The following is a 24,517-nucleotide window of genomic DNA, read 5'->3' on the forward strand; positions in this document are numbered from 1 at the left end:
GGTGTGCGCCGATTGTATAGTAAAAACTGGGCCGCACAACGTTGCATCGTGCCGAAAAGCCCCCGTAAATACCCGTAATCACAGGAATAAACGTAAATTGACATGTTTAGTAAAACTGCCTAAACAAAGTCGGTTTTCGGAACGCCGGGCACGTCGGTTGCTGAATGTCGCAGGTCATCATTCGAAACGGAACGGAGGCATCATGCTCGGCACCTTGCTTCTCGTCATACTGATCCTGCTGCTCATCGGCGCCTTTCCCGCCTGGCCGCACAGCCGGTCGTGGGGCTATGCGCCATCCGGCACGCTGGGCGTCGTGGTCGTCGTCGTGGTCGTGCTCGTGTTGATGGGGACGATCTAGCGGCGCGCGATGCCGCATCAACGCAACGAGGCCGGCGCGGAAAAGATCCGCGCCGGCCTCGTTTTTTGTCCGTGAGCGTGGTTGAAGCCGCGCGCGCATTCAGTCTGCGCGTTCAGCCTGATCAGTCCGCTGACATGCCGCCTTGCGCCGCAGCTGAAGCCGGCTGTGCCGCCGCGAGCGCGGGCAGCAGCGCCGCGCTTTCGCCGCCGTCGATCACCACGAGCCCGCTCGCTGCCTGCTTCGCGCGCCGCTTGGCGATGGCGGCCAGCGAGGCGATCGCGTCGCTGCCGTGCTGCGAGCCGTCGCCCGGCGCGATATGCACGCAGCCGACCGCCATCGTCACGAAGGCGAAGAAGGCCGGATGCCCCTGGCGGTCCTCGCCGTGGATGCCGCCCGCGAGCCGGTCGGCGGGCGCGTAAAAACGCTGCGCACCGACGTTGAAGGTCTCGATCGCGTGAGCGACGCGCTCGCGCCAGGTCTCGCTCTGGAACAGGATCAGGAAGTCGTCGCCGCCCACGTGGCCGAGAAAGTCGCGCGTGGGATCGCAGGCGTCGGCGAGCACCTGCGCCGCGAACTTCAGCACCTCGTCGCCCTGCCAGTAGCCGTACTGATCGTTGAACGGCTTGAACTGGTTCAGATCGACGTAGCAGGCGTGAAAGCCCGCGTCGTGCGAGAGCAGCCGGTCGATGTGCGAGCTGATCGGAATGTTGCCGGGCAGGAACGTCAGCGGATTCGCGTAGCGCGCCGCCTGGATGCGCACCTCGGTGACCGCGCGCACGAGGCTTTCGCCGGTGCCGAGTCCGGCGTAGCGGCCGCTGTCGGTGATCACGAAGCCGTCGGCGAGATAGCGCTGGTCGTCGCTCGCGAGCAGCGACGCCATCTGCTCGACGCTCATGGTCTGCTCGATCAGCACCGGTGCCGCGTTCGCGAATTGCAGGCAGGCCTTCTTGCCGAACAGTTCGCGGTGATAGGGCAGCGCGTAGCGGTCCATGAAGGCGCGGCGGTTGATCAGCGCGATCGGCGTCTCGCCTTCGACCACGGCCACCGCGTGCAGCTCGGGCAGGCGGTTGAACAGTTCCAGCACGTCGTTGTTGGTCGCCTTGCGCGGCAGCGCGGGCGCGTGCACGCGCATCTTCTCGGCGGGCGCGCCGCCGTTGCCGCCGCCGATGCTCGCACCTGTGTGGCGCGTGGCTTCGGGAAACACGGCGATGTGCTGCGCGCGCAGCGCGTCGCGCGCGCGTTCGGCCAGCGTGCGCGGCGGACGCGCCTCGGGTCGTCCGAGAAAGAAGCCCTGGCCGGTCGCGATGCCCATGTCGCGCAGCACGATCAGATCGGCCTCGTTCTCGATGCCTTCGGCGACGAGCCGCGCGCCGCTCGCCTGGGCGAAGTGCTGCATCGCGCGCACGGCTTCGAACTTGAGCGCGTCGTTGGCGATGTCCTGGATGAAGAAGCGGTCGATCTTGACGACGTCGGGCTGCAACTGCACCCAGACGTTCATGCTCGCGTTGGCGCTGCCGTAGTCGTCGAGCGCGAATTGCGCGCCCGCCGCGCGCAGCGCCGCGACCACGTCCTTGAAGCCGCGCACGTCCTCGACCGCGCACTGCTCGGTCAGCTCGATGACGACGCGATGCGCGTCGAGCGTGCCGTCGAACAGCGCGAGCGTGTCGCGGCCGTGGTCGGTCAGGTCGCGCAGGGCGTCGGCGCTGAAATTGAGGAACAGCTTGCCGTGGCAGCCGAGCTGCGCGAAGGCGGCGATGCAGGCCGCCGCCGCCGCGTGTTCGAGCGCGAGCGTGCAGCCGGTGCGGTTCGCCTCGGCGAACAGGGCGGCCGGCGATTCGAGCGGCGAACCGGCGGGACCGCGCACGAGGCCTTCGTAACCGAGGATGGCGCCATCGTCCAGATCGACGATCGACTGGAAGACGGCGCGCAGCTGGCGCTGGGCGATCAGGGCCTCGATGCCGGCCGGGCTGGCGGACAACGGAATAGCCATCGGAGCCGCGGTCCCGTGGACCGGCGGCGTGGACGCGCGTGCAGACATGGAAAGAGCCAAGACAGGCTTTGACGACAGAATTAACGGCAGCAGACTCTGCCAATTAAATGAACTTTTAATGACAGCGATGCGAAAAGGGGGCGCGGACCGGGAGGCTAACGTTTGCGCGGTCCGGCGATGTCGCTCGGCGGCGTCAGGGGCGCGACCGGACAGCGATACGGGGGGCGACGACGAGCGCGCGCGAGCGGCGCGGGTCAGTCGGATAGATCGGAGCGGGCGGGGTGTGGCTGCGTGATGAACCGCGCAGCGAGGGGAAGGAGGATGCAGCCAGGCGCGCGGCGGAACCGGTCCGCCGCACCGCCATCGAGGGGATTACCGGCGCGCCGTCGCCGTGCGTTCGCCGCTGGCGCGCGATTCGTCGCCGGCATCGGCTGCGCGTTCGGCGCTCATGTCGCGCGCGCCCCAGCGCTGGGCCAGCGCCGCGCACACCATCAGCTGGATCTGGTGGAACAGCATCAGCGGCAGCACGACCGCGCCCACCGCGTTCGACGCGAAGATCACCTTCGCCATCGGCACGCCCGCCGCGAGACTCTTCTTCGAGCCGCAGAAGATGATGGTGATCTGGTCCGCGCGCGAGAAGCCGAGCTTCCTGCTCGTGAACATCGTGATGCCGAGCGCGAGCGCGAGCAGCACGGCGTTCACCACGACGAGGCCGCCGAGCGCGGCGAGCGGCGTGTGATGCCAGAGCCCTTCGTTGATCGCTTCGGAGAACGCGCCGAACACCACCAGCAGGATCGAGCCCTGATCGACGAACTTGAGCACGCCGCGATTGCGCTCGATCCAGCGCCCGATCACGGGACGCAGCAGCTGGCCCGCGACGAACGGCACGAGCAGCTGCAGCACGATGTTCCAGACCGTGTGCCACGCCGAGGTGCCGCCGGCCGTCTGATTCGTGACGACGAGGCTCACCAGCGCGGGCGTGACGAAGATGCCGATCAGGCTCGACGCCGACGCGCTGCACACGGCCGCCGGCACGTTGCCGCGCGCGATCGAGGTGAACGCAATCGACGACTGCACGGTGGAGGGCAGCGTGCAGAGGAACAGCACGCCCATATAGAGCGCGGGCGTGACGAGCGGCGAAAGCAGCGGCTTGAGCGCGAGGCCGAGCACCGGGAACAGCACGAAGGTGCTCGCGAGCACGACGAGGTGCAGGCGCCAGTGCGTGGCGCCCGCGACGATCGCTTCGCGCGAGAGCTTCGCGCCGTGCAGGAAGAACAGCAGCCCGACGGCGACGTTGGTGAGCCAGTTGAACGGCACGGTGGCCGCGCCATGCACGGGCAGCAGGCTGGCGAGGATCACGGTGCCGACGAGGCAGAGCGTGAAGTTGTCGGGCAGGAATTTCGGACGAGCCATTACACAATCTCGGGTGCGCGCAGCAGCGCCTCGCTGTGCGCGGTTCGATGGGCGCACAACGGATCATCGGAAACGCTATTGTCGGCGCAAGGCCATTGAAAATGCAAATTCATTTGAAGAATTGATTAATGAGCAGTGCGCATGAAGTGTCGGATTTCAGGCGTGATTTCGCGCTGTGGTCTGACGTTTGCACCGGGTTTTGCCTGGGTTTGTCTGATGTTGTCCCGGGTGTCGCCGAGGGGCGACAACGGGCTCGCAAGCCGACGGATTCCTCAGGCAAAAACGGGGTCGCGAAGCACGCCGAACGATCCACCCCGCGCGAGCGCAAAGCCCCGCCGGGCGGCCTTCTGCAAGCATGAACCGAACCTGCGCACAGTGCGCAGGAATGCCGAAAAATCAAGCAGTAACATGGTGTTACAACCCTTCCGCGGGCATAACATTTTTTGGCTCGACACCCCTACCGGGCGCCCATAAATTACCGTCAAGGAACGTCAGGCGACTGTTGTGACGGCAATCGTTACGCGCCGCGTTTCCCGGAATTGGCCCGCCATGGCCCGAGTGGCTGGACGCCATGCTGAAAGTCGGGCAGGTGATCGACACAATGCGTGCAGGGTTGTTACGGATGGGGCAGTGGATCGTGGGGGCCGTTTTAACGGCCCTCGTCGCGCTCGCCCATGCACAACCCGGTTTCCATGGCGGCGGCGGCGGTGGCGGCTTTGAGCGCGCGCCCGTCGTGCGCGAAGCGCCGCGCGGCTACGGCGGCATGCAGGGGATGCGAGGCATGTCCGGCATGCCCGGCATGCGCTATGCCCCGCACGGCGGCGCCGCGTCGATACGCGTGGCCGATCAGGGCGGCTGGCGCGAGCGCGGCGGCGGCCGTCAGGCCGGGCGTCGCGACAGCGGCGGTGAGCGCGGCTACGGCGGCAATCCCTACAGCAATCCTTATGGCAACGGTTTCGCCACGGGCGGCGGCTATCACGGCCCGATCCAGCCCGTGAGCGCGGAAACGCGTCAGGTGCCGCATCCGCCCGCGGACTCGCCGGTGCGTGCCGGTTCGATCCGCGAAGACGTCGCGCGCTATAACGAGGAGCGCGGCGGCGGTTTCCGACCGTATACGCGCGGCGGCGGTGACGTGCCGCGTCCGCCGATGTCGTCGCCGTATCGAAACTGAAGCCACGCAACTAACAGCCCTCGCGCCACCCCCACCACCCCCACCCCCGAGCATCAGCGGAGCGACCGGTCCTCCTCAGACCGCGTTCCATTTCTCGCTGATTCTTTCCATCGCTCCCCGATTTTTCCCCGTCCGTACGCCGTCCGGCTCACTTCCGTTCGTCTTTCAAACGCGCTTTCGGCGCGCTTCCTGTTTTCTTCCCGCTTACTTCCGACCTGTCCGATCGCGTGCGTTCCGCGCCGCGCGAAAGCCGCGAAAGCGCTTCCACAGGCCGCTTGCCCGGCTCTCATCCCAAACTGACGCGTGGATACCACACTTTTTAGGAAATCACTCGTCATACGGAACCCTTTCGTCATCAAATCTCGCCTTCGCTACGGCGGCGCGTCATCGGAAGCGCCGGCGCGCGTGAAAACCGGGTCAAAGCCCCGCCGATCAAGGCGAGGCCTCCGGCGACGCGGATGTTGCAACGCAGCGAATGATGCGACGAAAACAGACCAGGCAGGTTTCGCGGGCGACAAACTAATCGGGCCGATATACCGGCGATAACAACCGATATTTTTGTCCATAAAAATGGTCCGCAAAGATGGATCCGCCCAGAACGGCCACGTCTGCGAACGACTAGAAAACCAACGGTTTGCGCGAGCGCCATCGCCGCCAGTTTCATTTTTTTGACAAGGACAGGAGAACTCATGAATACAGCCGTCAGCCACGCGCTGCGCACGCCTTTGCGCACGTCCCTCAAGGCGTGCGCCATCGCCGCCGTTCTCGCCGGCGCATCGTCGTCGGCGTTCGCGCAATCGAGCGTCCAGCTTTACGGCCAGGTCGACGAATGGGTCGGCGCCACGCGCTTCCCCGGCAGCCAGACGGCGTGGAACGTCGGCGGCGGCGGTATGTCGACGTCGTACTGGGGCCTGAAAGGCGCCGAAGACCTCGGTGGCGGCTACAAGGCGATCTTCGCCCTCGAAAGCTTCTTCCGCGCGCAGAACGGCCAGGACGGCCGCTTCTCCGGCGACACCTTCTTCGCGCGTAACGCCTACGTCGGCCTCGAATCGCCGTACGGTACGTTCACGGCGGGCCGCCTGACGACGCAGCTGTTCGTCTCGACGATCCTGTTCAACCCGTTCATCGACTCGTACACCTTCTCGCCGATGGTGTACCACGTCTACCTCGGCCTCTCGACGTTCCCGACCTACACGACCGACCAGGGCGTGGTCGGCGATTCGGGCTGGAACAACGCGGTGCAGTACTCGACGCCGAACTTCAACGGCCTCTCGGGCTCGGTCATGTACGCGCTCGGCAACCAGGCCGGCGACAACGGCAAGAAGAAGTGGAGCGCCCAGGCGCTGTACTTCCACGGCCCGTTCGCGGCCACGGCGGTCTACCAGTACGTGAACTTCAACAGCACGCCGGGCGACATCGGCAGCATCGTGAGCGGCGAGACGACCATCGTCGGTCTGCGCAGCCAGGGCGTCGCGCAGGTCGGCCTGTCGTACGACCTCAAGTACGTGAAGTTCTTCGGCCAGTACATGTACACGAACAACAACAGCGACATCAGCAGCTGGCACGTGAACACGGCGCAGGGCGGCGTTTCGGTGCCGGCCGGCCCGGGCACGGTGATGGCGTCGTACGCGTACTCGCGCGACAGCGGCGGCCTGAACCAGACGCACAACACGGCGGCGGTCGGCTACGACTATCCGCTCTCGAAGCGCACCGACGTCTACGCGGCCTATATGTACGACCACTACGACAACATGTCGTCGGGCATGACCTACGGCGTGGGCCTGCGCGCGAAGTTCTAAGCGCGCGGCGTCACTACGCCTTTCCGCCTGCCGGGACCGACCCCGCGCTGTTCGCAGCGCGGGGTTTTTTTATTGCGCGCGCAACGGCGGCAGAGGGCGCGGGCCTGGGAGTTTGGCTACCAGGATTTGATAAAGCGCGCACAATATCGCCGATTGTTTCCTGATTAACCTGATTTTTGCGGGAAGAAAGACGCGATGGATACCCTCGTCAGCATGAAAGTGTTCCGGCAGGTGGTCGAGGCGGGGAGCTTCGTGGCGGCGGCCGAGCGCATGAGCATGTCGGCGGCGATGGCGAGCAAGCATGTGATGCATCTCGAACAGCAGCTCGGCGCGCGCCTGTTGAACCGCACCACGCGCCGCGTCGCGCCCACCGAGGCCGGGCGCGAGTATTACGAGCGCGTGGCCCAGGCGCTCACCGAACTCGACGAAGCCGGTCAGGCCGTCGGCGCCGCGAGCGTGGTGCCGCAGGGGCGGCTGCGCGTGTCGTCGCTGACGGCGTTCGGGCTGCGTCACGTGATGGGCGCGGTCGCCGACTACGCCGCCGATTTCCCGCAGGTGACCGTCGATATCACGCTGTCGGACCGCGTCGTCGAATTGATCGACGAGGGCTTCGATGTGGCGATCCGCGCTTCGCCCTCGGGCCTGAAATCGTCGTCGCTGATCGCGCGGCCGCTCGCCACCGCGCATATCGTGCTGTGCGCCTCGCCCGAGTATCTGCGCCGCCACGGCGTGCCGAAGACGGTCGCCGATCTCTCGAAACACAAGTTCGTGCATTACGCGGGCGCCTCGGCGGCCGAACTCGCGCCGTTCTCGGAGGCGGGCGCGCGCCCGAAGCCGAGCGGCAACCTGATCGTCAATCACCTGGAGGCGCTGCGCGTGGTGGTGTTGCAGGGCGGCGGGCTGTCGATGCTCGGCACCGAGGTGATCGGCGACGATATCGCCGAGGGCCGACTCGTGCCGCTGCTCGTCGACGCGCTGCCGCCGCGCGAGCTGCCGATTTATGCCGTCTACGCGAGCCGTCGCCATCTGTCGGCGAAGGTGCGTTCGTTCGTCGATTTCCTCGCCGCGCGCTTCGGCTCGCGCGCGCTCTGGCCGGGCGTGGAGGAGATCCGCGCGGCGGCCTTGCGCAAGACCGTGTAGCCGCGCGAGAGGTTGGAGCGCGCGGCGTGCGATCGGACGGGCGCCGCCGCGCCAAGCCTTACCGTCCGATCCCCAGCCGCGCCTTCGCCTCGCCGTATTCCTGCTTCAGCCGCTCGACCAGTTGCGCCACCGACGGCACGTCGTCCATCAGGCCGACGCCCTGGCCCGCGCCCCAGATGTCCTTCCACGCTTTCGCCGCACCGCTGTCGAAGCTCATCTTCGTCTTGTCCGATTCCGGCAGCGCGTCCGGATCGAGCCCGGCGTTCACGATGCTTTCGCGGATGTAGTTGCCGTGCACGCCCGTGAACAGGTTCGTGTAGACGATATCGGCGGCCTTGGCTTCGAGGATCGCGTGCTTGTACTGCTCGACCGCGTGCGCCTCCTGGGTCGCGATGAAGCGCGTGCCCATATAGGCGAGATCCGCGCCCATGGCCTGCGCGGCGAGGATCGAGCCGCCGTTGGCGATCGCGCCCGAGAGCACGATCGGGCCGTCGAAGATGCGCCGCACTTCGCCCACCAGCGCGAACGGCGAAGTCGTGCCCGCGTGGCCGCCCGCGCCCGCCGCGACGAGAATCAGCCCGTCGACGCCCGCTTCGAGCGCCTTGCCCGCATGGCGCAGATTGATGACGTCGTGCAGCACGATGCCGCCGTAGCTGTGCACCGCGTCGAGCAGTTCCCTGGGCGGCGCGCGCAGGCTCGTGATGAAGATCGGCACCCGATGGTCCACGCAGACGCGGATATCGTGTTCGAGCCGCGCGTTCGACTGATGGACGATCTGGTTCACGGCGATCGGGCCGATGACGGCGTCGGGGTTCGCGGCCTTGTGCGCGGCGAGCTGCTCCTCGATCTGCGTGAGCCATTCGTCGAGCAGCTCGGCGGGGCGCGCGTTGAGCGCCGGGAACGAGCCGACGATGCCCGCCTTGCACTGCGCGAGCACAAGCTCGGGATAGCTCACGATGAACATCGGCGAGGCGACGACGGGCAAGGACAGGTTCTGCAGGACGGCGGGCAATGCCATGACGGGATCTCCTTACATCGCTGAATAAAACGGTCGTTCGATTATAGGTGCGCGTGTTGCCGCGTATGCCGTGCGCGCCGCCGCATCGACTGGAGGGAGTGTTCGGTTTCTAGCTTTTCGGGCCCGAAAGCGCCGCTGCCTGCCGCGTGCCACTCCTACAATGTCGCACAGACCAACAAGCACATCCGGGAGACAAGCCATGCCGTTCGATGGATTCACGCCCTTCACCGTTCCCACCGCGAGCGGCGTCGAGATCGCGGGCATCAAGGGCGGAGACGGACCGCCGCTGCTGCTCCTGCACGGCCATCCGCAGACGCACATGATCTGGCATCGCTGCGCGGAGGATCTGGCGAAGCACTTCACCGTGATCGCCACCGATCTGCGCGGTTACGGCGCCTCGTCGAAGCCGCCGAGCGACGCCACGCACGCCGCCTACTCGAAGCGCACGATGGCCGCCGATCAGGTCGCGGTCATGCGCCACTTCGGCTTCGAGCGCTTTCTCGTCTGCGCGCACGATCGCGGCGCGCGCGTCGCGCACCGCATGGCGCTCGACCACGCGGACGCCGTCGAGCGCCTGATGCTGCTCGACATCGCGCCCACGCTCGCCATGTACGAGCAGACCAACCGCGAATTCGCCACGCTCTACTTCCACTGGTTCCTGCTGATCCAGCCCGAGCCGCTGCCCGAAGCGCTGATCGGCGCCGATCCCGACGCCTATATCGAGCGCGTGATGGGCAGCCGCCACGCGGGCCTCGCGCCGTTCGCGCCCAAGGCGCTCGGCGCATACCGCGCGGCGCTGCGCCAGCCCGGCGCCGTGCATGCGATGTGCGAGGACTATCGCGCTTCCGCGACCATCGACCTCGAACACGACCGCGCCGATATCGAGCGCGGCCACAAGGTGGGCTGTCCGCTGCGCGTGCTGTGGGGCGAGCACGGCGTGATCGAGCAGTGCTTCGATCCGCTCGCCGAATGGCGCAAGGTGGCGCGCGACGTGAGCGGCCGCGCGCTGGACTGCGGCCACTACATTCCCGAGGAAGCGAGCGTGGAATTGACCGCCGAGATCCTGTCGTTCTTCGAAGCGACCGAGCGCCAGGACTGAAGACAGGATTGAAACGCCAGGATTGAAGCGCGCGGCGGTTATCCGAGCGGCGGCAGGCGGCGCGGCACGGGCGTCGACTTGACGATGGCCGTGCTGGTTTCCGCGCGCTCGGTGACCTTGTTGAGGATCTCGTCGAGCTGCTCGATGGAATGCAGCCAGATGCGCGCGATGAAGCAGTCGTCGCCGGTGACCTTGTCGCATTCGATGAATTCGGGGATGCGGCGGATCACGTCCTCCACCAGATGCAGTTGCCCCGGCAGCGGCTTCACGCGCACGACGGCCTGCAGCGTGTAGCCGAGCGCGCGCGGGTCGATGCGCACCGTATAGCCGCCGATCACGCCCTGCGCTTCGAGCCGCCGCAAGCGCTCCGAGGTGCTGGGCGCCGACAGCCCGACGAGGCGCGCCAGTTCGCTCACGCTCGCGCGCGCGTCCTCCACGAGCGCGGCCAGCAGCGCGCGGTCGATCTCGTCGAGTGCGGCGGCGGGTTGCGGGTTCGGTCGCTTGTTCATGATGCGGTTCCTCCAGATTCCCGGCTCGTTTGCGTCTCGCGCCTTCATTTCGAAGGCAGGCGGGCGTTTGCGCCTTAGTTTAGCTCTGTATCCTGCGCGGCGGCCTGTGTAGACTTTCAGGCATAAACAGACGCATTCCACGAACGAGGAACACGCACACATGGCCACTCCCGAAATCCGCCGCGGCGCGGGCGAGATGATCGTCGCGATGCTGATGTCCGGCACCATCGGCTGGCTTGTCGTCGATTCGCAGCAGGCGCCGATCAACGTCGCGTTCATGCGCTGCGTGCTCGGCGGCGCGACGCTCGCGCTCGTCTGCGCGGCGCTCGGGCTGTTCCGGCAGCGGCTGCCGTGGCGCACGCTGGCGCTCGCGATGGCGGGCGGCGCGGCCATCGTCGCGAACTGGGTGCTGCTATTCGCCGCTTATTCGCGCGCGTCGATTTCGATGGCGACCGCCGTCTACAACACCCAGCCGTTCATGCTGGTCGGGCTCGGCGTGCTGGTGCTGCGCGAACGCGTGAGCGCGTCGACGGTGGTGTGGCTCGCGCTGGCCTTCGTCGGCCTGGTGGGCGTGGTCGAGGTGCCGCCCGCCGTGCTCGCGGTGCCGGGCCAGTACCTCGTGGGTGTGGCCTGCGCGGCGGGCGCGGCCTTGCTCTACGCGATCTCGTCGATCATCACGCGGCATCTGAAGGGCACGCCGCCGCATCTGATCGCGCTCGTGCAGCTCGCGTTCGGCGCGTTCGCGCTCGCGCCTTTCATCCACTACGGCACGCTGCCCGCGACGCCCGTGCACTGGGCGCAGATCGTCACGCTCGGCATCGTGCACACGGGCATCATGTACGTGCTGCTCTACGGCGCGATCCAGAAGCTGCCGACGGCGATGACGGGCGCGCTCTCGTTCATCTATCCGGTGGTGGCGATTCTGGTCGACTGGTTCGCGTTCGGTCAGCGGCTCGCGTGGATTCAGGTCGCGGGCGCGGCGCTGATCCTGCTCGCGGCGGCGGGCGTCAATCTCGGCTGGCGGATCGTGCCGGCGCGCAGCAAGGCGCAAGGCGCGTAACGCGGCACGCCAAATTCGATCGAGGCGAGATCAAGCGAACGTGGCGCGGTGGAGGCGGGCGTTCCCACGCTGGCCGCATAATGGCGCGGTTTCAACCGCCCCACGCCGCTCCACGCGTCAGCCGCATGACCACGCCTTCCTCATCGCCCGATCCGATCCCCGACACGCGTCGCGACACGCGCACCGCCCGCGCCGAACTCAGCCAGGACGAACGCGACCTGCGCCGCGCCAAGCGCCGCGCGCTCGCGCTGCTGCTGGGCGCGGCGCTGGTGTTCGTCGTCACGGCGCTGTCGCCGCCGGGCGTGGTGATCGACGGCATCAAGGCCGTGAGCGAGGCCGCGATGGTGGGCGCGCTGGCCGACTGGTTCGCCGTGGTCGCGCTGTTCCGGCGCGTGCCGATTCCGTTCATCGCGCGGCGCACGGGCGTGATTCCACGCAACAAGGACCGCATCGCCGACGAACTCGCCACCTTCGTGCAGGAGAAGTTTCTCGACGTGAGTTCGCTCGTCGGGCTAATCCGCCGCCACGATCCGGTCGAGCGTCTGTCGACGTGGCTGCGCGCGCCCGAGAACGCGCGCCATCTCGGCGATTACGCGGTGCGGCTCATGTCGGGCCTGCTCGGCCTCACTGACGACGCGCGCATCCAGAGCTTCATCCGCGACGGCCTGCACGCCGCGCTCGACAAGGTCGATCTCTCGAAGTCGGCGGGCGCGCTGCTCGACACGCTCACGAAGGACGGCCGTCATCAGGAACTGCTCGACCAGATGCTCGATCAGCTCGGCCAGTTGCTGAGCGAGGACAGCACGCGCGCCTTCGTGGCGACGCGCATCGTCGACGGGCTCAAGGGCGAGTTTCCGAAGACCGAGAAATTCCTGCCCTCGGAATGGATCGGCGAGAGCGGCGCGCGCGTGCTCGAAAGCGCGGTGAACCGCTTGTTGCTGCAAGTGAGCGAGGACCGCGAACATCATCTGCGCGTGAAGTTCGACGAGATCGTGCAGCGCCTGATCGTGCAATTGAAAAACGATCCGGCGTTTCTGCGCAAGGGCGAGGAACTGAAGACGAGTCTGCGCGAAGGCAGCGCGCTCAACGACTACACGCGCGAGTTGTGGGACAGCCTGCGCGCGTGGCTGCGCGACGATCTCGAACGCGAGGACTCCACGCTGCACGCGAAGGTGGCCGCGACGGGGCGCTGGCTCGGCGAGGCGCTGGCCGCCGACGCCGATCTGCGCGCCTCGCTGAACAGTCATCTCGAAGACGCCGCGCGCGCGATGGCGCCGGATTTCGCGCGCTATCTGACGCATCACATCCGCGACACGGTGCGCAACTGGGACACGGCCGAAACCGCGCGCCTGATCGAACTGAAAATCGGCAAGGATCTCCAGGAGATTCGCGTGAACGGCACGGTGATCGGCGGCACGATCGGGCTCGGCTTATATCTGTGCTCGCATCTGTTCGACTGGTTGCGCGTGCATATCGGTCTTTGAGCGGCGCTGGACGATCTGATTATTCGATTCGGATAGCGAACTAAATTACGCGCCGTGAATTTCGCCGATTTCACCTGCATAAATGCGCGATTGCGCATGAGCGATGCGGGCTTTGACAGGGCATTTCGCTGCTGCCCCGTTTTTAGGGAAATCACTGATGCTGCGCGTATTCTCGCGCGAGTATGATCGGCTCGACAGTTTGATCACGTCAGAGCACGATACTCACGCTCGTCCCCGAAAAAGGACGAGCGTTTTTTTTGGCGCGGCTCAGACCGCGCCGGCGGGCGCCTCGATGCCGTCCTCGCGCAGCACCAGCGCGCCGCTCTTTGCCAGCTCGCCGGTCAGCTCGCGCAGCAGGGCGGGCCAGGCGCTTTCGGGCGCGAGTTGCTGCGCCGCCGCGCGAATGATCGACGCGTTCGCCACCATCGCCTCAAGCGCGCCGTAACTCAGGCTGCGCACTTCGAGCAGCTTGAACACGATCAGCACCTTGAGCGCATTTTTCGCGTTGCGCGCCGGATCGGCACGCAGCCATGCGAGACGCGAATGCGCGCGCTCGAGCGCGGCGCGCGCGTCGGCGAACGGCGCGCCGTGGCCCGGAATCACCACGGCGATATCGAGTTGCGCGATGGCGTCGAGCACGGCTTGCTGCTCGGAAAATCCGCTGCCGCCGTCGAGTTCGGGAAAGATCACGCCGAAGCCGTTTTCCCAGAGCGCGTCGGCGCTGATCAGCACGCGCGGCTCGGGCGCGTACAGCATCAGCGAGTCGGGATCGTGGCCCGGCGCGCCGATCACCTGCCAGTCGAAACCGCCGAGCGCGATCTGCTCGCCCGCCGCGAGCGTGCCGGTGAAGCTGAAGCGCTCGCAGGTCTGCGCGGTGGCGTCGAAGGTGAGGCGGGCTTCGTCCCACGTGCGCACGGCATCGGCGCTGGCGACGGGTATCAGCGTCTCGCAGCGCCATTGCGCCTGCGCCTGCAATTGCGCGTTGCCGCCGCAATGATCCGAATGCAGATGCGTGTTGACGATCACGTCGAGCGCGCGGCCCGCGAGCGCGTGCTGCACGAGCGCGACGGTCTGCGCGGCGTGCGTGGCGTAACCGGTATCGACGAGCGCCGCGCGCGCTTCATCGACGAGCAGCACGTTGTTCGACGAGAGCCAGCCGCGCTCGAATACGCGGATCGAATCGGGCAGCTTCATGGCGCGGACGTCGCGGTGCGTGCGTCAGGCTTCGGCATCACGAGAATCGTCGCGCGGCCGATCACGAGCGTCTCGCCGCGCTGATTCGTGGCCGTGCCGTCGAGCTTCACGAGATCGCCGTTCAGGCTCGCCTTCCAGTGCGCGTCGACCACGCGCCATTCGAAGGTGATGACGTCGTGCGCGTGCGCGGCGCGCTTGAGCTTCATGTCGAATTCGAGCCCGAGCGGCTGCGCGTGCTGCGAATAATGCGTCGCGAGCAGCGCCATGAAATGCGCGGTGGGCTGCGTGCCCGAGGCGATCAGGCCGCCGAAGCGGCTTTGCGCGGCGTACTCGTCGTCGTGATGCAGCGGGTTCAGATCGTTCACGAGCGTGGCGAACGATTTCACAGAGTCGGGCGAGAGCGCGAGCGTCGAGCGAAACGTTTCGCCGATCTGCACGATGCGGGCGGGCGCGGTCATGGCGCGTCCTTGCCGTCGATGTTGCCGCTGCTTTCACCGCTGTTATCGTCGCTGTTATCGCTCGTGCGATTGGCGCTGAAGCGCTCCGCGATCCAGTTCGCGTGACGCGTTTCGATCGCGTCCCAGACGGCGCGCTTCGCGGCGTCGTCGAACGTGGACCACAGCGCGATCTCGTCGATGGTGCGCAGGCAGCCTTCGCACAGGCCGCTCGGCTCGTGCATGCGGCACACGCTGATGCAGGGCGAGGGCGTGCCCATCGCCGATGCGGAGTTGAACGCGGCGCCGCTCATGCGTCGCGCAGCGCGACGTCGACCACGGGCGCGCCGGTCATCGCCGCGAGTTCCTGCGGCGACAGATTGAACACCGCATGCGGATGCCCGGCCGCGGCCCACAGGCTGTCGAGCGTGAACAGGTCGGCGTCGATCAGCGTGATGGGCTTGGTCGCGTGGCCGATCGGGCAGACGCCGCCAATCGCATAGCCGGTTTTCTCGCGCACGAACTTCGCATCCGCGCGGCCGATTGCGCCGACGTGCGCCTCGACTTTCTTTTCGTCGACGCGATTCGCGCCGCTCGCAATCACGAGCACGGGCGCGTCGTCGGAGCGGCGGCGGAACAGGATCGACTTGGCGATCTGCGCGACTTCGCAGCCGAGGCCCGCGGCCGCTTCGGCCGAGGTCTTGCCGGTTTCGGGCAGCAGCACGACCGGCTTGGCGTGGCCGTGATCGCGCAGCAGCAGCGCGACGCGTTGCGCCGAGTCGGGCAAGGCGTCGATGCCGTCTTTCGCGGAGTTGATGAGCGTTTCCGTCATGTCCTGAGATCCTTCGTTGCAGGGTTGCGCAGTGGGGTGGGCTGTCACGCGCACGCGGCGGCGTTCTGCCGTTTCGCGAGCAGCGCCTTGCCCGCGCGCGAGACGTTCGGGCGGCCGATGGCCGTCGAGATGAAGTCGCCGGCGGCGACCACCTGGTCGAGGTCGATGCCGGTGCGGATGCCGAGGCCGTTCATCAGATACAGCACGTCTTCGGTCGCGACGTTGCCGGTCGCGCCCTTCGCATACGGGCAGCCGCCAAGGCCCGCGACCGACGCGTGGAAGATCGCGATGCCTTCTTCGAGCGCGGCGTAGATGTTGGCGAGCGCCTGGCCGTAGGTGTCGTGGAAGTGGCCCGAAAGGCGCTCACGCGGGAACACTTTCGTGACGGCTTCGAACACTTCGTGCACGCGCTTCGCGGTGCCCACGCCGATGGTGTCGGCGATATCGATCTCGTCGCAGCCGAGCGCCGCGAAGCGCTCCACGACGTCGACCACGGAAGCGACCGGCACCTCGCCCTGATACGGGCAGCCGAGCGCGCACGACACGCTGCCGCGAATGCGCACGCCGTTCGCTTTCGCCGCTTCGACGACGGGCGCGAAACGCTCGATGCTCTCGGCGATCGAGCAGTTGATGTTCTTCTGCGAGAACGCCTCGCTCGCGGCGCCGAAGATCACGATCTCGTCGGCGCGGGCCGCGAGTGCGCCTTCGAAGCCGCGCAGGTTGGGCGTGAGCACCGAATAGATCGTGCCCGCGCGGCGCGCGATGCCGTCCATCACCTGCGCGCCGTCGGCCATCTGCGGCACCCATTTCGGCGAGACGAACGAGGCCGCCTCGATGTTCGCGAAACCCGCTTGCGCGAGGCGGTCGATCAGTTCGATCTTGACCGCCGTGGGCACGAATTCCTTTTCGTTCTGCAAACCGTCGCGCGGTCCGACTTCGACGATCTTGACGGCTTGCGGCAGGGCGTGAGTGGGCATGGGTGTCTCCGGTTTTTTGTGGGTTCGGCGATGCTTAGTAGCCGCGCGCCGCGTGCACGACGCCGCTCACGGTTTCGCCGCGCGCGAGCGCCTCGATCTTGTCGGCGATCTGCGAGATCGCTTCGTCGCGCAAGGTCAGCGCCGAGCTATGCGGCGTGATCGTGATGCGCGGCTCCTGCCAGAACGGATGATCGTGCGGCAGCGGCTCGGTGCGGAACACGTCGAGCGTGGCCGCGGCCAGCGTGCCGTTCGTCAGCGAATCGAGCAGGTCCTGTTCGTTCAGATGCGTGCCGCGCGCGACGTTCACGACATACGCGCCGCGCGCGAGCTTGCCGAAGGTGCGCGCGTTCAGCACGTTCTCGGTGTCGGGCGTGGCGGGCAGCAGGTTGACGAGCAGCTTCACGTCGTCGAGGAAGGCGTCGAACTGCGGGCCGTGCAGCTCGCCCGAGAAGGTCTCGATGCCGTCGAGGTGTTTTGCGCTGCGCGAGAAACCGCGCACCGGCACGCCGAGCGCGGCCACCGCGTGCGCGACCTGCGCGCCCAGCACGCCGAGCCCGAGCACGCCCACGGTGAAGGTTTCGCGCGGATGCGGCGCGAGCACGTGCCATTCGCCGCGCGTCTGCTGCTGCGTGTAGTCGTCGAAACGGCGCAGATAGCGCAGCACCGCGTGCTGCACGTATTCGGCCATTTGCGGCGCCATGCCCGAGTCTTCGAGGCGCACGAGCAGCGCGTCTTTCGGCAGCGTGCCGGGATGCTCGCGTTCGAGCGCGAGGATCGCATCGACGCCCGCGCCCAGGTTGAACACGGCCTTCAGGCCGGGGCGCGCGGCGAACAGCTCGCGCGGCGGGTGCCAGACCACGGCGTAGTCGGCGGGGGCGGTATCGCCCGGTTGCCAGGCACGCAGTTCCGCGGCGGGCAGCGCGCGGGACAGGCCCTGGAGCCAGGCGGAAGCGTCGGATTGCGGGAGCCAGAACAGAATCTTCATCGTGCTTTCGAGCGTGCTGCGCGTTGTGTGACGAAGTCCGGCGGCGGGCGGCAGGAGCGGGAACGGCAGCGGCCACGGCCCGCGACGGAATTCGGTGACGGAAGACGGCGGCCGCCGTTTCTGCAACGGCCATCGCCAGATTGAGTCAGCATTCGCTCCATTCTACTTTTTCGAGCCGGAGCTGGCCCGGCTTTCTCGGCGCGGGCGGCGACGCGGCATCCTGACGGGCGTCGGCGAAAAAGCAAAGCAAAAAAAATTGGTTCGGCGCGCGCGGGTCGCGGATCACAATCCTTGCTCGACCTCTCGATGCGAGGAAAAAATCATGCTTTCGTGCGCTCAATCCCGCTGGCCGCCGCGACTCGTCACCGTGCCCGGTTTGCACGGCAGCGACGGCGCGCACTGGCAGACCTGGCTCGAACGCCAGTTCGCGCACTCGCTGCGCGTGGAGCAGGCCGACTGGGACGCCCCCGATCTGGCCGTCTGGAGCGAGGCGCTGCGCGAACGTCTCGCGCGCGAGCGCGGGCCATTTCTGCTCGCGGCGCACAGCTTCGGCTGCCTCGTGACCGCGCACGCGCTGCTGCAGGGGACGCTCGGCGCGGACGTGGCTGGCGTGCTGTTCGTCGCGCCCGCGAGCCCGGAGAAGTTTCGTTTCGCCGGGCCGTTCGAGGCGCGGCGCCTCACCGTGCCGTCGATTCTGATCGGCAGCGAAACCGATCTGTGGATGCCGCTGACCGGCGCGCGCCAGCTCGCGCAGCAACTGGGCAGCGCGTTCGTGAATCTCGGCGATGCGGGGCATATCAACACAGCGGCGGGCTTCGGTCCGTGGCCGCGCGCGAAGTATTTCATCGATACGCTCGTGCATTGCGAGGCGCCGAAGCGTCTGCGCGACGATGAAGCGCCCGCCGACGGGCTGCCTGAAGTGAGTCGCGAGGAGAAGCGCGAGGATCGGCGCACGGCGCAGGAATGGCCGGGCTTGCCAGGCGCGCAGGCGTTTGCCTGAAAAGATTGCCTGAGGAAATGCCTGAAGGGATTGACCGAAGGCGGCGGGCGCGATTAACGCATCGAGCGATGCGCGCGCCCCGCCTTGACACTCACCATCACACTCACTGCCCGAGCCGCGCCGCCGCGCCCGCATCGGGCTGCGCGTGTAAATGCGCCTCGCGCAGCAGCCGCGCCGTGTGCAGCGCGATCATGCCTTCTTCATCGGTGGGAATCGCGAACACCGGCACGCGGCTGCCGCTCGCGGTCACGCGCTCCTTGCCCGCGTCGTTCGCCGCGGTATCGAGCGCGATGCCGAACATCGACGCGAGCCGCTCGCACACCTGCGCGCGCACGGGCGCCGCATGCTCGCCGATACCCGCCGTGAACACCAGCGCATCGAGCCCGCCGAGCACTACGGCGAGCTTGCCCACTTCCTGCGCGATCCGGTACGTGTAGAAGTCGACCGCGAGCTTCGCCTGCTGGCTGTCGCTCGCGAGCAGTTCGCGCATGTCGCTGCTGATGCCCGACAGCCCCTTGAGCCCCGACTCCTGATACAGCAGCTTCTCGATCGCCGCGTAATCCATGCCGTGCGCCATCATCCAGAGCACGGCGCCCGCGTCGAGCGCGCCGCAGCGCGTGCCCATCGGCAGGCCGTCGAGCGCGGTGAGGCCCATCGTCGTTTCCACGCTCTTGCCGTCCTTCATCGCGCACAGGCTCGCACCGTTGCCCAGATGCGCGACGATCACGCGTCCGCGCGCGATATCCGGCGCAACCGCGTGCAGATGATGCGCGATGTACTCGTACGAGAGCCCGTGAAAGCCGTAGCGGCGGATGCCTTCCTCGTAGTAGTGGAACGGCAGCGCAAAGAGCTGCGCCATGATGTCGTTGCCCGCGTGAAAGGCCGTGTCGAAGCACGCCACCTGCGGCAGCTCGGGCGCGGCGACGCGCACCGCGCGTATCGCCGCGAGATTGTGCGGCTGATGCAGCGGCGCGAGCGGCGTGAGCGCGTCGAGCTCCTCGATCACCTGATCGTCGATGAGGACGGCGTCCTTGAAGTGCGCGCCGCCGTGCACAACGCGATGGCCGATCGCGGCAGGCGGCGTGTCGCGCAGGCCCACGGCAAGCACGAGGCGCAGCAGGCGGAACGCGGCGTCGTGGTCGGCGACCTGCGCGACCGGAAATTTTTCGTCGACGATCAGGCGGCCGTCGGCCATATGCGCGACCACGCGCGGCGCCACGCCGATGCCTTCGATCTGGCCGCCCGCGCCGTGAATCGCGCGCGCGCCGCTTTCGGCGCGCGGATCGTCGATCACGCGATACACCGAACACTTGATGCTCGACGAGCCCGCGTTCACCACCAGCACGATTTGCCCTTCGGCAGGGTGCTGGCCCGCGTGCTGTTCGCCAAGCTGGGCGGAAGTGAGGTGAGCGGTCACAGTGCCTCCGCCGTCATGCGCGCGCGCCGCGCGTGCGCGAGCAGCACCGCGATCGCGCAACTGCCGATACGCGAGCGCACGGTGTCGGCGCGGCTCGTGAGGATGATGGGCACGCGCGCGCCGAGCACGATGCCCGCCGCTTCCGCGCCCGCGAGAAAGGTGAGCTGCTTGGCGAGCATGTTGCCCGCTTCGAGGTCGGGCACGAGCAGGATGTCGGGGTCGCCCGCGACCGGCGACGTGATGCCCTTGATGCGCGCGGCTTCGGCGCTGATCGCGTTGTCGAAGGCGAGCGGGCCGTCGAGCAGGCCGCCCGCGATCTGCCCGCGGTCGGCCATCTTGCAGAGCGCGGCGGCGTCGATCGTCGAGGGCATCTTGTCGGAGACGGTTTCCACGGCGGCGAGGATCGCCACCTTCGGCGTGCCGATGCCGAGCGCCTGCACGAGGTCGATCGCGTTGCGCACGATGTCGGCCTTGTCGGCGAGCTTGGGGAAGATGTTGACGGCGGCGTCGGTGATGAAAAGCGGCTTGTGATACGTGGGCACGTCCATCGCGAACACGTGCGAAAGGCGGCGCTCGGTGCGCAGGCCGTTCGCGCCCGAAGCCACTTCGTGCAGCAGTTCGTCGGTGTGCAGGCTGCCCTTCATGAGCAGTTCGGCCTCGCCCGCGCGCACCGCGTGCACGGCGCGCTCGGCGGCGGCGTGGCTGTGCGGCGCGTCGACGATCACGACGTTGTCGAGCGAGAGATTGGCCTCCTGCGCGACCGAGCGGATCTTCTCCTCGGGGCCGACGAGGATCGGCGAGATGAGACCGAGGTTGGCGGCGTCGAGCGCGCCCGTCAGCGACGACACATCGCACGGATGCGCGACGGCGGTGGGCACGGGCGGCAGGCCGGCGCAGCGGGCCAGCAGAACCGAGTACTTGTCGGGCGATGCAGTCATGTCCGTCTCTTCGAAGGGCGCTACGTTGACTGAAACCACACGGGAAAACCGGATGCCGAAAAGGCGCGCGCAGCGTCGATGCGGCATGCGTATGTTGCGGCGCGCAAAGCGCTAACAGTGTAGTCCAGCGTGCGCGGGGCCGGTCGAAAAGTGCGCGCCCGGCGCACGGGCGCCGCCCTGCCGCGCGCGCGCCGATTCGTCGCGCATCGCCGCACATCGGCGTCCACCAAGGCGCCGCGAGCCGCGAAAAACAGTGCCGATACCGATTGCCGCAGTGCGCGCACGCACGCCCCGCGCACGTCCGATCGGCCCGATTGTCACGCCGCATTCACGGCGCGCCGCGATGATGGGAGGACGACCCGATCCGGCACGCCTTGACTTTCGTCCGGGTGCTGCCTAGATTGGGATACTGCATTGCAGCACGGCACGGCGGCCGCGCTCGCCCGGCGGTTTTGCCGCCTGCCGGGTTCGCGCCGCGCGTGCGCCAGTTCATGCCTTGCGCCGTCAGCCGATCCGTAGCGCCTGTGCTTCGCCGGCCCGGCGCCGGACGCGCGCCGCCTCCCAGGACCGCTCGCGCGGCCTGCGCGAGACGCCCCGCGCTCCCCCTTAAAGGAGATTCGTGTCGTGGCAGTTCCCGCCCTCTCGCCTGCACTCTCGTCCGATACCGGCGCGCCGCAAGATGCCGCGCCCAACGCCTTCTGGCCGCTCTGGCCGCTGTCTTCGCCGCTGACCTCGCTGCCTTCACCGTTTCCTTCGCTCTCGTCAATTTCGCCGCTGTTCACGCCGCTCGCCAATGCCTTCGCCGAATCGGCTGAAGCCGCGCAGACGGCGCTGAAGTCCGCCTTCGGGCCGGCGTTCGGCGCGGCCTTCGATCCCGCGCAGAACCCGCTGTTCGCACAGGCGCAACAGGCCGCGCAAGCCGTGAGCGCTGCTTCGGCGGGATCGGCGGCTTCAGCCATTGCGCCGATGCCCGCGATGCCGGCTCTGCCCGCCGCCGCGCCCGCCGCGATCCAGCCGCTCTACGACTACCTGTTCGACGCCTGGCAGCGCAGCGTGCTGTTCCTCGACGTGCTGCGCGAGCGCGGCAACCAGACCTACATGCACGAGAAAGCCGGCATGCCGCCGGTGCTCGCGTTCGACTACGACGTGATCGTCGACGGCCGCGAACTCGACGATCCCTGCAACTACGCACTCCTGCGCATCAAGCCGGAAGAAGGCGTGGAAACCGATCCGCGCATGCGGCCGTTCGTCGTGATCGATCCGCGCGCGGGCCACGGCCCCGGCATCGCGGGCTTCAAGATGGACAGCGAAGTGGGCATCGCGCTGCGCAAGGGCCATCCGTGCTACTTCGTGACGTTCTTCCCGGTGCCGACCGACACGCAGACGATCGAATCGGTCGGCAAGGCCGAGGCCGTGTTCCTGCAGAAAGTGCGCGAGCTGCACGCCGACGCCGACGGCCAGCCCTTCGTGATCGGCAACTGCCAGGGCGGCTGGGCGGCCGCGCTGCTGGCCGCGTCCGCGCCTTCGCTGGTCGGTCCGCTGATGCTCGCGGGCTCGCCGCTTTCGTACTGGGCCGGCGTGCGCGGCAAGAATCCGATGCGCTATTCGGGCGGCATGCTCGGCGGCTCGTGGATGTCCTCGCTGGCCGCCGATCTCGGCGACGGCCACTTCGACGGCGCGCACCTCGTCACCAACTTCGAGAACCTCAATCCGTCGAACACGTTCTGGGGCAAGCTCTACAACCTCTACGCGAAGGTCGATACGGAGCGCGAGCGCTTCCTCGAATTCGAGCGCTGGTGGGGCGGCCACTTCCAGTTGAACCGCGCGGAAATCGACTGGATCGTGCAGAACCTGTTCGTCGGCAATCACCTCACGCGCAACGAGGTCTACGCGAAGAACGCGCGCGCGCCCGTGGATCTGCGCAACATCCGCACGCCGATCATCGTGCTCGCTTCGTGGGGCGACAACATCACGCCGCCGCAACAGGCGCTGAACTGGATTCCCGATCTCTACGCGAGCGTGGACGAGATCGTCGCGAACGAGCAGGTGATCGTCTATTGCCTGCACGACAAGGTGGGGCACCTCGGCATCTTCGTGTCGGCCAGCGTGGCGAATAAGGAGCACACCGAACTATTTTCGGCGCTCGATCTGATCGACGTGCTGCCGCCCGGACTCTACGAGGCGCGCATCACCGATTCGACGCCGGAAGCGGGCCGTCTCGAAGCGCTCGAAGGGCGTTACGAGATCCGCTTCGAGCGCCGCACCATCGACGATATTCTCGCGCTCGACGATGGCCGCGACGACGAGCAGCCGTTCGAGGTCGTGCGCCGTCTCGCGGAGAGCAATCAGCGTATTTACGATCTGTTCGTCTCGCCGACCGTGCGTGCGTCGAGCAATGCGCTGAGCGCGCATCTGCTGCGCGAGTCGCATCCGTCGCGTGTGGAGCGCAGCTTCTTCAGCGATGCGAATCCGGTGTTCGGCGCGCTGCCCGCCGTGGCCGACGCGGTGCGCGCGCATCGCAAGCCGGCGGATCGCGACAACCCGTTCACGCTGCTCGAAAAGCAGGTGTCGGCGAGCATCGAGGCCGTGTGGGATGCGTATCGCGACGCGCGCGACACGTGGACCGAACGCACCTTCTACGGCCTCTACACCGCGCCGTGGGTGCAGGCATGGGTGGGCGTCGCGCCGAACTTGCCGCTCGATCCGATCGCGCCGCCGCTCACGGCGCTGCGCAAGGAGCTCGCGCAGATGCGTCTGCGCGCGGCGCACGCGCACGTGCACAAGGCGACGATGCTCGACGTGTTCATGCGCATCATGGCCTTTCTCGCCGACGAAATGCACGTGGTGCAGTACCGGCCGTTCCAGAAGATGCGCGATCTGGCGCGCGAGTATTTCGGCGATCGTCAGCCGAGCATCGCGGAACTCAAGGAAGCCGCGCGCCGCCAGGGCGCGATCGTGCAGCTCGACGCGCAGGCCGCGATCGACGCGCTGCCGGATCTCGTGCCCGAGGCGCGTGCGCGTCGGCTGCTGATGTCGGCGGTGTATCAGGTCGCGAGTGCGTCGGGTCCGCTCGAAGGCGAGCGTGCGGAGCGTTTCGCCGAAGTGCAGCGCGTGCTCGGGCTGGAGCCGGGCAGCGAGAAGGAGCCGCTGCCGCCGCCGCCGAGCGGCGGCAGTGCGAGCGGTGGCGCGGGTGGCTCGGGTGGTGTGAGCAGTGGTTCAGGCTCGTCGACGTCGACGACGGGCGGCGCGCCGGTGAAGGCTTCGGCCGAGGTGCATGAGGCGCATGAAGCACACGAAGTACCGAAGGACGAAGCCAAACCCGCCGCCGCGAAACCGCGCCGCGCGCCGAACGCGAAAGTGAAGGCGGCCGTCGAAGCCGCGGTGCAGGCCGTCGAGGCGCCCGAGGCGAAGCCGTCCGCCAAGACCGCCACGAAGACCGCCGCGAAAGCGGCGGCCAAACCCGCGGCGAAAACGGCGGCCAAAACCGCCGCGCGCCGCGCCCGTCCCGCGAGCGCGCCCGTTGCCACGCGCACGGCGCGTCCGGCTGCGGGACGCCGCCGCGCGGCACGGTCCGCGGGCGAGTGAAGCCGATAGATAGCGCGAGATCATCCGCGACGACGCGCGGCGCGTGCATGAAGGCGCGCCGCGCGTGAGTTTGTCACCGCGCTTATCGGCGTGTTTGCACGCCCGTTTATCCGC

Annotated in this window: 22 protein-coding genes; 9 read left to right on the top strand and 13 right to left on the bottom strand. The window is 67.6% G+C overall.

Annotation, left to right across the window (positions count from 1 at the left end; translation table 11 throughout):
* The first annotated feature begins 202 nt into the window (after positions 1-202).
* Positions 203-358, top strand: coding sequence for a DUF3309 family protein (locus tag LDO54_RS20395; protein WP_224012486.1), 156 nt, complete (start codon positions 203-205; stop codon positions 356-358).
* Positions 359-479: 121 nt separating this feature from the next.
* Here the strand turns inward: LDO54_RS20395 and LDO54_RS20400 are convergent, their stop codons facing one another.
* Both LDO54_RS20400 and LDO54_RS20405 read right to left on the bottom strand, forming a co-directional pair.
* Positions 480-2,348, bottom strand: a complete 1,869-nt coding sequence (locus LDO54_RS20400) for an EAL domain-containing protein (RefSeq protein ID WP_224012487.1) — start codon at positions 2,346-2,348, stop codon at positions 480-482.
* Between the two features lie 372 nt (positions 2,349-2,720).
* The gene (locus LDO54_RS20405) at positions 2,721-3,761 is read right to left on the bottom strand and encodes a bile acid:sodium symporter family protein (protein WP_224012488.1); all 1,041 of its coding nucleotides are present in this window, start codon (positions 3,759-3,761) and stop codon (positions 2,721-2,723) included.
* 571 nt (positions 3,762-4,332) lie between these two features.
* On the opposite strand from LDO54_RS20405, the gene LDO54_RS20410 reads away from it, so the two are divergent.
* The gene (locus LDO54_RS20410; protein ID WP_224012489.1) at positions 4,333-4,932 is read left to right on the top strand and encodes a peptide-binding protein; all 600 of its coding nucleotides are present in this window, start codon (positions 4,333-4,335) and stop codon (positions 4,930-4,932) included.
* Between the two features lie 355 nt (positions 4,933-5,287).
* Here the strand turns inward: LDO54_RS20410 and LDO54_RS20415 are convergent, their stop codons facing one another.
* A complete protein-coding gene (locus LDO54_RS20415; RefSeq protein WP_224012490.1) occupies positions 5,288-5,623 on the bottom strand; it encodes a hypothetical protein in 336 nt (111 codons plus the stop codon).
* On the opposite strand from LDO54_RS20415, the gene LDO54_RS20420 reads away from it, so the two are divergent.
* On the top strand, positions 5,622-6,731 hold the full coding sequence (locus tag LDO54_RS20420; protein WP_224012491.1) for a porin: 1,110 nt from the start codon (positions 5,622-5,624) through the stop codon (positions 6,729-6,731). The genes LDO54_RS20415 and LDO54_RS20420 overlap by 2 nt on opposite strands.
* Positions 6,732-6,926: 195 nt before the next feature.
* Entirely contained in the window at positions 6,927-7,871 is a 945-nt protein-coding gene (locus LDO54_RS20425; protein ID WP_224012492.1) for a LysR family transcriptional regulator, read from the top strand.
* 58 nt (positions 7,872-7,929) lie between these two features.
* On the opposite strand, the gene LDO54_RS20430 is transcribed toward LDO54_RS20425, so the two are convergent.
* Positions 7,930-8,889: an NAD(P)H-dependent flavin oxidoreductase gene (locus tag LDO54_RS20430; RefSeq protein ID WP_224012493.1), complete on the bottom strand. Its 960-nt coding sequence runs from the start codon at positions 8,887-8,889 to the stop codon at positions 7,930-7,932.
* A 199-nt stretch (positions 8,890-9,088) separates the two neighbouring features.
* Here LDO54_RS20430 and LDO54_RS20435 point away from each other — a divergent pair, with 199 nt between their 5' ends.
* Entirely contained in the window at positions 9,089-9,988 is a 900-nt protein-coding gene (locus tag LDO54_RS20435; protein WP_224012494.1) for an alpha/beta fold hydrolase, read from the top strand.
* 38 nt (positions 9,989-10,026) lie between these two features.
* On the opposite strand, the gene LDO54_RS20440 is transcribed toward LDO54_RS20435, so the two are convergent.
* A complete protein-coding gene (locus LDO54_RS20440) occupies positions 10,027-10,497 on the bottom strand; it encodes an Lrp/AsnC family transcriptional regulator (protein ID WP_224012495.1) in 471 nt (156 codons plus the stop codon).
* Between the two features lie 160 nt (positions 10,498-10,657).
* Between LDO54_RS20440 and LDO54_RS20445 the strand changes: the two genes are divergently transcribed.
* Positions 10,658-11,557, top strand: a complete 900-nt coding sequence (locus LDO54_RS20445) for a DMT family transporter (RefSeq protein WP_224012496.1) — start codon at positions 10,658-10,660, stop codon at positions 11,555-11,557.
* 125 nt (positions 11,558-11,682) lie between these two features.
* Positions 11,683-13,041, top strand: coding sequence for a DUF445 domain-containing protein (locus LDO54_RS20450; RefSeq protein ID WP_224012497.1), 1,359 nt, complete (start codon positions 11,683-11,685; stop codon positions 13,039-13,041).
* Between the two features lie 267 nt (positions 13,042-13,308).
* Here LDO54_RS20450 and LDO54_RS20455 read toward each other — a convergent pair whose 3' ends face one another.
* The 6 genes from LDO54_RS20455 to LDO54_RS20480 are packed head-to-tail and all read right to left on the bottom strand — an operon-like array spanning position 13,309 to position 17,463.
* The gene (locus LDO54_RS20455) at positions 13,309-14,235 is read right to left on the bottom strand and encodes an MBL fold metallo-hydrolase (RefSeq protein WP_224012498.1); all 927 of its coding nucleotides are present in this window, start codon (positions 14,233-14,235) and stop codon (positions 13,309-13,311) included.
* The gene (locus LDO54_RS20460; protein WP_224012499.1) at positions 14,232-14,693 is read right to left on the bottom strand and encodes a MaoC family dehydratase; all 462 of its coding nucleotides are present in this window, start codon (positions 14,691-14,693) and stop codon (positions 14,232-14,234) included. Before LDO54_RS20460 ends, LDO54_RS20455 begins: the two co-directional genes overlap by 4 nt.
* Positions 14,690-14,983 carry a DUF1289 domain-containing protein gene (locus tag LDO54_RS20465; protein ID WP_224012500.1) on the bottom strand — a complete coding sequence of 98 codons (294 nt, stop codon included), beginning with the start codon at positions 14,981-14,983 and terminating at the stop codon, positions 14,690-14,692. The genes LDO54_RS20460 and LDO54_RS20465 overlap by 4 nt, the downstream gene beginning before the upstream one ends.
* A complete protein-coding gene (locus LDO54_RS20470; protein WP_224012501.1) occupies positions 14,980-15,501 on the bottom strand; it encodes a YbaK/EbsC family protein in 522 nt (173 codons plus the stop codon). The genes LDO54_RS20465 and LDO54_RS20470 overlap by 4 nt, the downstream gene beginning before the upstream one ends.
* Positions 15,502-15,545: 44 nt before the next feature.
* Entirely contained in the window at positions 15,546-16,478 is a 933-nt protein-coding gene (locus LDO54_RS20475) for a hydroxymethylglutaryl-CoA lyase (protein ID WP_224012502.1), read from the bottom strand.
* A gap of 34 nt (positions 16,479-16,512) precedes the next feature.
* The gene (locus tag LDO54_RS20480) at positions 16,513-17,463 is read right to left on the bottom strand and encodes a 2-hydroxyacid dehydrogenase (RefSeq protein ID WP_224012524.1); all 951 of its coding nucleotides are present in this window, start codon (positions 17,461-17,463) and stop codon (positions 16,513-16,515) included.
* Between the two features lie 322 nt (positions 17,464-17,785).
* On the opposite strand from LDO54_RS20480, the gene LDO54_RS20485 reads away from it, so the two are divergent.
* On the top strand, positions 17,786-18,463 hold the full coding sequence (locus LDO54_RS20485) for an RBBP9/YdeN family alpha/beta hydrolase (RefSeq protein ID WP_224012503.1): 678 nt from the start codon (positions 17,786-17,788) through the stop codon (positions 18,461-18,463).
* 103 nt (positions 18,464-18,566) lie between these two features.
* Here the strand turns inward: LDO54_RS20485 and LDO54_RS20490 are convergent, their stop codons facing one another.
* The gene (locus LDO54_RS20490; protein WP_224012525.1) at positions 18,567-19,811 is read right to left on the bottom strand and encodes an acetate/propionate family kinase; all 1,245 of its coding nucleotides are present in this window, start codon (positions 19,809-19,811) and stop codon (positions 18,567-18,569) included.
* A gap of 65 nt (positions 19,812-19,876) precedes the next feature.
* Positions 19,877-20,818, bottom strand: a complete 942-nt coding sequence (locus LDO54_RS20495) for a bifunctional enoyl-CoA hydratase/phosphate acetyltransferase (RefSeq protein ID WP_253074409.1) — start codon at positions 20,816-20,818, stop codon at positions 19,877-19,879.
* Positions 20,819-21,442: 624 nt separating this feature from the next.
* Here LDO54_RS20495 and LDO54_RS20500 point away from each other — a divergent pair.
* Complete coding sequence (locus tag LDO54_RS20500) at positions 21,443-24,403, top strand: DUF3141 domain-containing protein (protein WP_356790806.1); 2,961 nt, start codon at positions 21,443-21,445, stop codon at positions 24,401-24,403.
* Positions 24,404-24,517: the final 114 nt, after the last annotated feature.

This window comes from Paraburkholderia tropica (genome assembly GCF_914484835.1).
Taxonomy (GTDB): domain Bacteria; phylum Pseudomonadota; class Gammaproteobacteria; order Burkholderiales; family Burkholderiaceae; genus Paraburkholderia; species Paraburkholderia tropica_A.

Excerpts from the sequence above, each read along its gene's own strand:
- LDO54_RS20405 (WP_224012488.1), bottom strand. The coding sequence starts at position 3,761 with ATGGCTCGTCCGAAATTCCTGCCCGACAACTTCACGCTCTGCCTCGTC.
- LDO54_RS20485 (WP_224012503.1), top strand. The coding sequence starts at position 17,786 with ATGCTTTCGTGCGCTCAATCCCGCTGGCCGCCGCGACTCGTCACCGTG.
- LDO54_RS20460 (WP_224012499.1), bottom strand. The coding sequence starts at position 14,693 with ATGACCGCGCCCGCCCGCATCGTGCAGATCGGCGAAACGTTTCGCTCG.
- LDO54_RS20495 (WP_253074409.1), bottom strand. The coding sequence starts at position 20,818 with ATGACTGCATCGCCCGACAAGTACTCGGTTCTGCTGGCCCGCTGCGCC.
- LDO54_RS20445 (WP_224012496.1), top strand. The coding sequence starts at position 10,658 with ATGGCCACTCCCGAAATCCGCCGCGGCGCGGGCGAGATGATCGTCGCG.
- LDO54_RS20480 (WP_224012524.1), bottom strand. The coding sequence starts at position 17,463 with ATGAAGATTCTGTTCTGGCTCCCGCAATCCGACGCTTCCGCCTGGCTC.
- LDO54_RS20455 (WP_224012498.1), bottom strand. The coding sequence starts at position 14,235 with ATGAAGCTGCCCGATTCGATCCGCGTATTCGAGCGCGGCTGGCTCTCG.
- LDO54_RS20415 (WP_224012490.1), bottom strand. The coding sequence starts at position 5,623 with ATGAGTTCTCCTGTCCTTGTCAAAAAAATGAAACTGGCGGCGATGGCG.
- LDO54_RS20420 (WP_224012491.1), top strand. The coding sequence starts at position 5,622 with ATGAATACAGCCGTCAGCCACGCGCTGCGCACGCCTTTGCGCACGTCC.
- LDO54_RS20440 (WP_224012495.1), bottom strand. The coding sequence starts at position 10,497 with ATGAACAAGCGACCGAACCCGCAACCCGCCGCCGCACTCGACGAGATC.
- LDO54_RS20475 (WP_224012502.1), bottom strand. The coding sequence starts at position 16,478 with ATGCCCACTCACGCCCTGCCGCAAGCCGTCAAGATCGTCGAAGTCGGA.
- LDO54_RS20435 (WP_224012494.1), top strand. The coding sequence starts at position 9,089 with ATGCCGTTCGATGGATTCACGCCCTTCACCGTTCCCACCGCGAGCGGC.
- LDO54_RS20450 (WP_224012497.1), top strand. The coding sequence starts at position 11,683 with ATGACCACGCCTTCCTCATCGCCCGATCCGATCCCCGACACGCGTCGC.
- LDO54_RS20465 (WP_224012500.1), bottom strand. The coding sequence starts at position 14,983 with ATGAGCGGCGCCGCGTTCAACTCCGCATCGGCGATGGGCACGCCCTCG.
- LDO54_RS20425 (WP_224012492.1), top strand. The coding sequence starts at position 6,927 with ATGGATACCCTCGTCAGCATGAAAGTGTTCCGGCAGGTGGTCGAGGCG.
- LDO54_RS20410 (WP_224012489.1), top strand. The coding sequence starts at position 4,333 with ATGCTGAAAGTCGGGCAGGTGATCGACACAATGCGTGCAGGGTTGTTA.
- LDO54_RS20470 (WP_224012501.1), bottom strand. The coding sequence starts at position 15,501 with ATGACGGAAACGCTCATCAACTCCGCGAAAGACGGCATCGACGCCTTG.
- LDO54_RS20400 (WP_224012487.1), bottom strand. The coding sequence starts at position 2,348 with ATGGCTATTCCGTTGTCCGCCAGCCCGGCCGGCATCGAGGCCCTGATC.
- LDO54_RS20430 (WP_224012493.1), bottom strand. The coding sequence starts at position 8,889 with ATGGCATTGCCCGCCGTCCTGCAGAACCTGTCCTTGCCCGTCGTCGCC.
- LDO54_RS20395 (WP_224012486.1), top strand. The coding sequence starts at position 203 with ATGCTCGGCACCTTGCTTCTCGTCATACTGATCCTGCTGCTCATCGGC.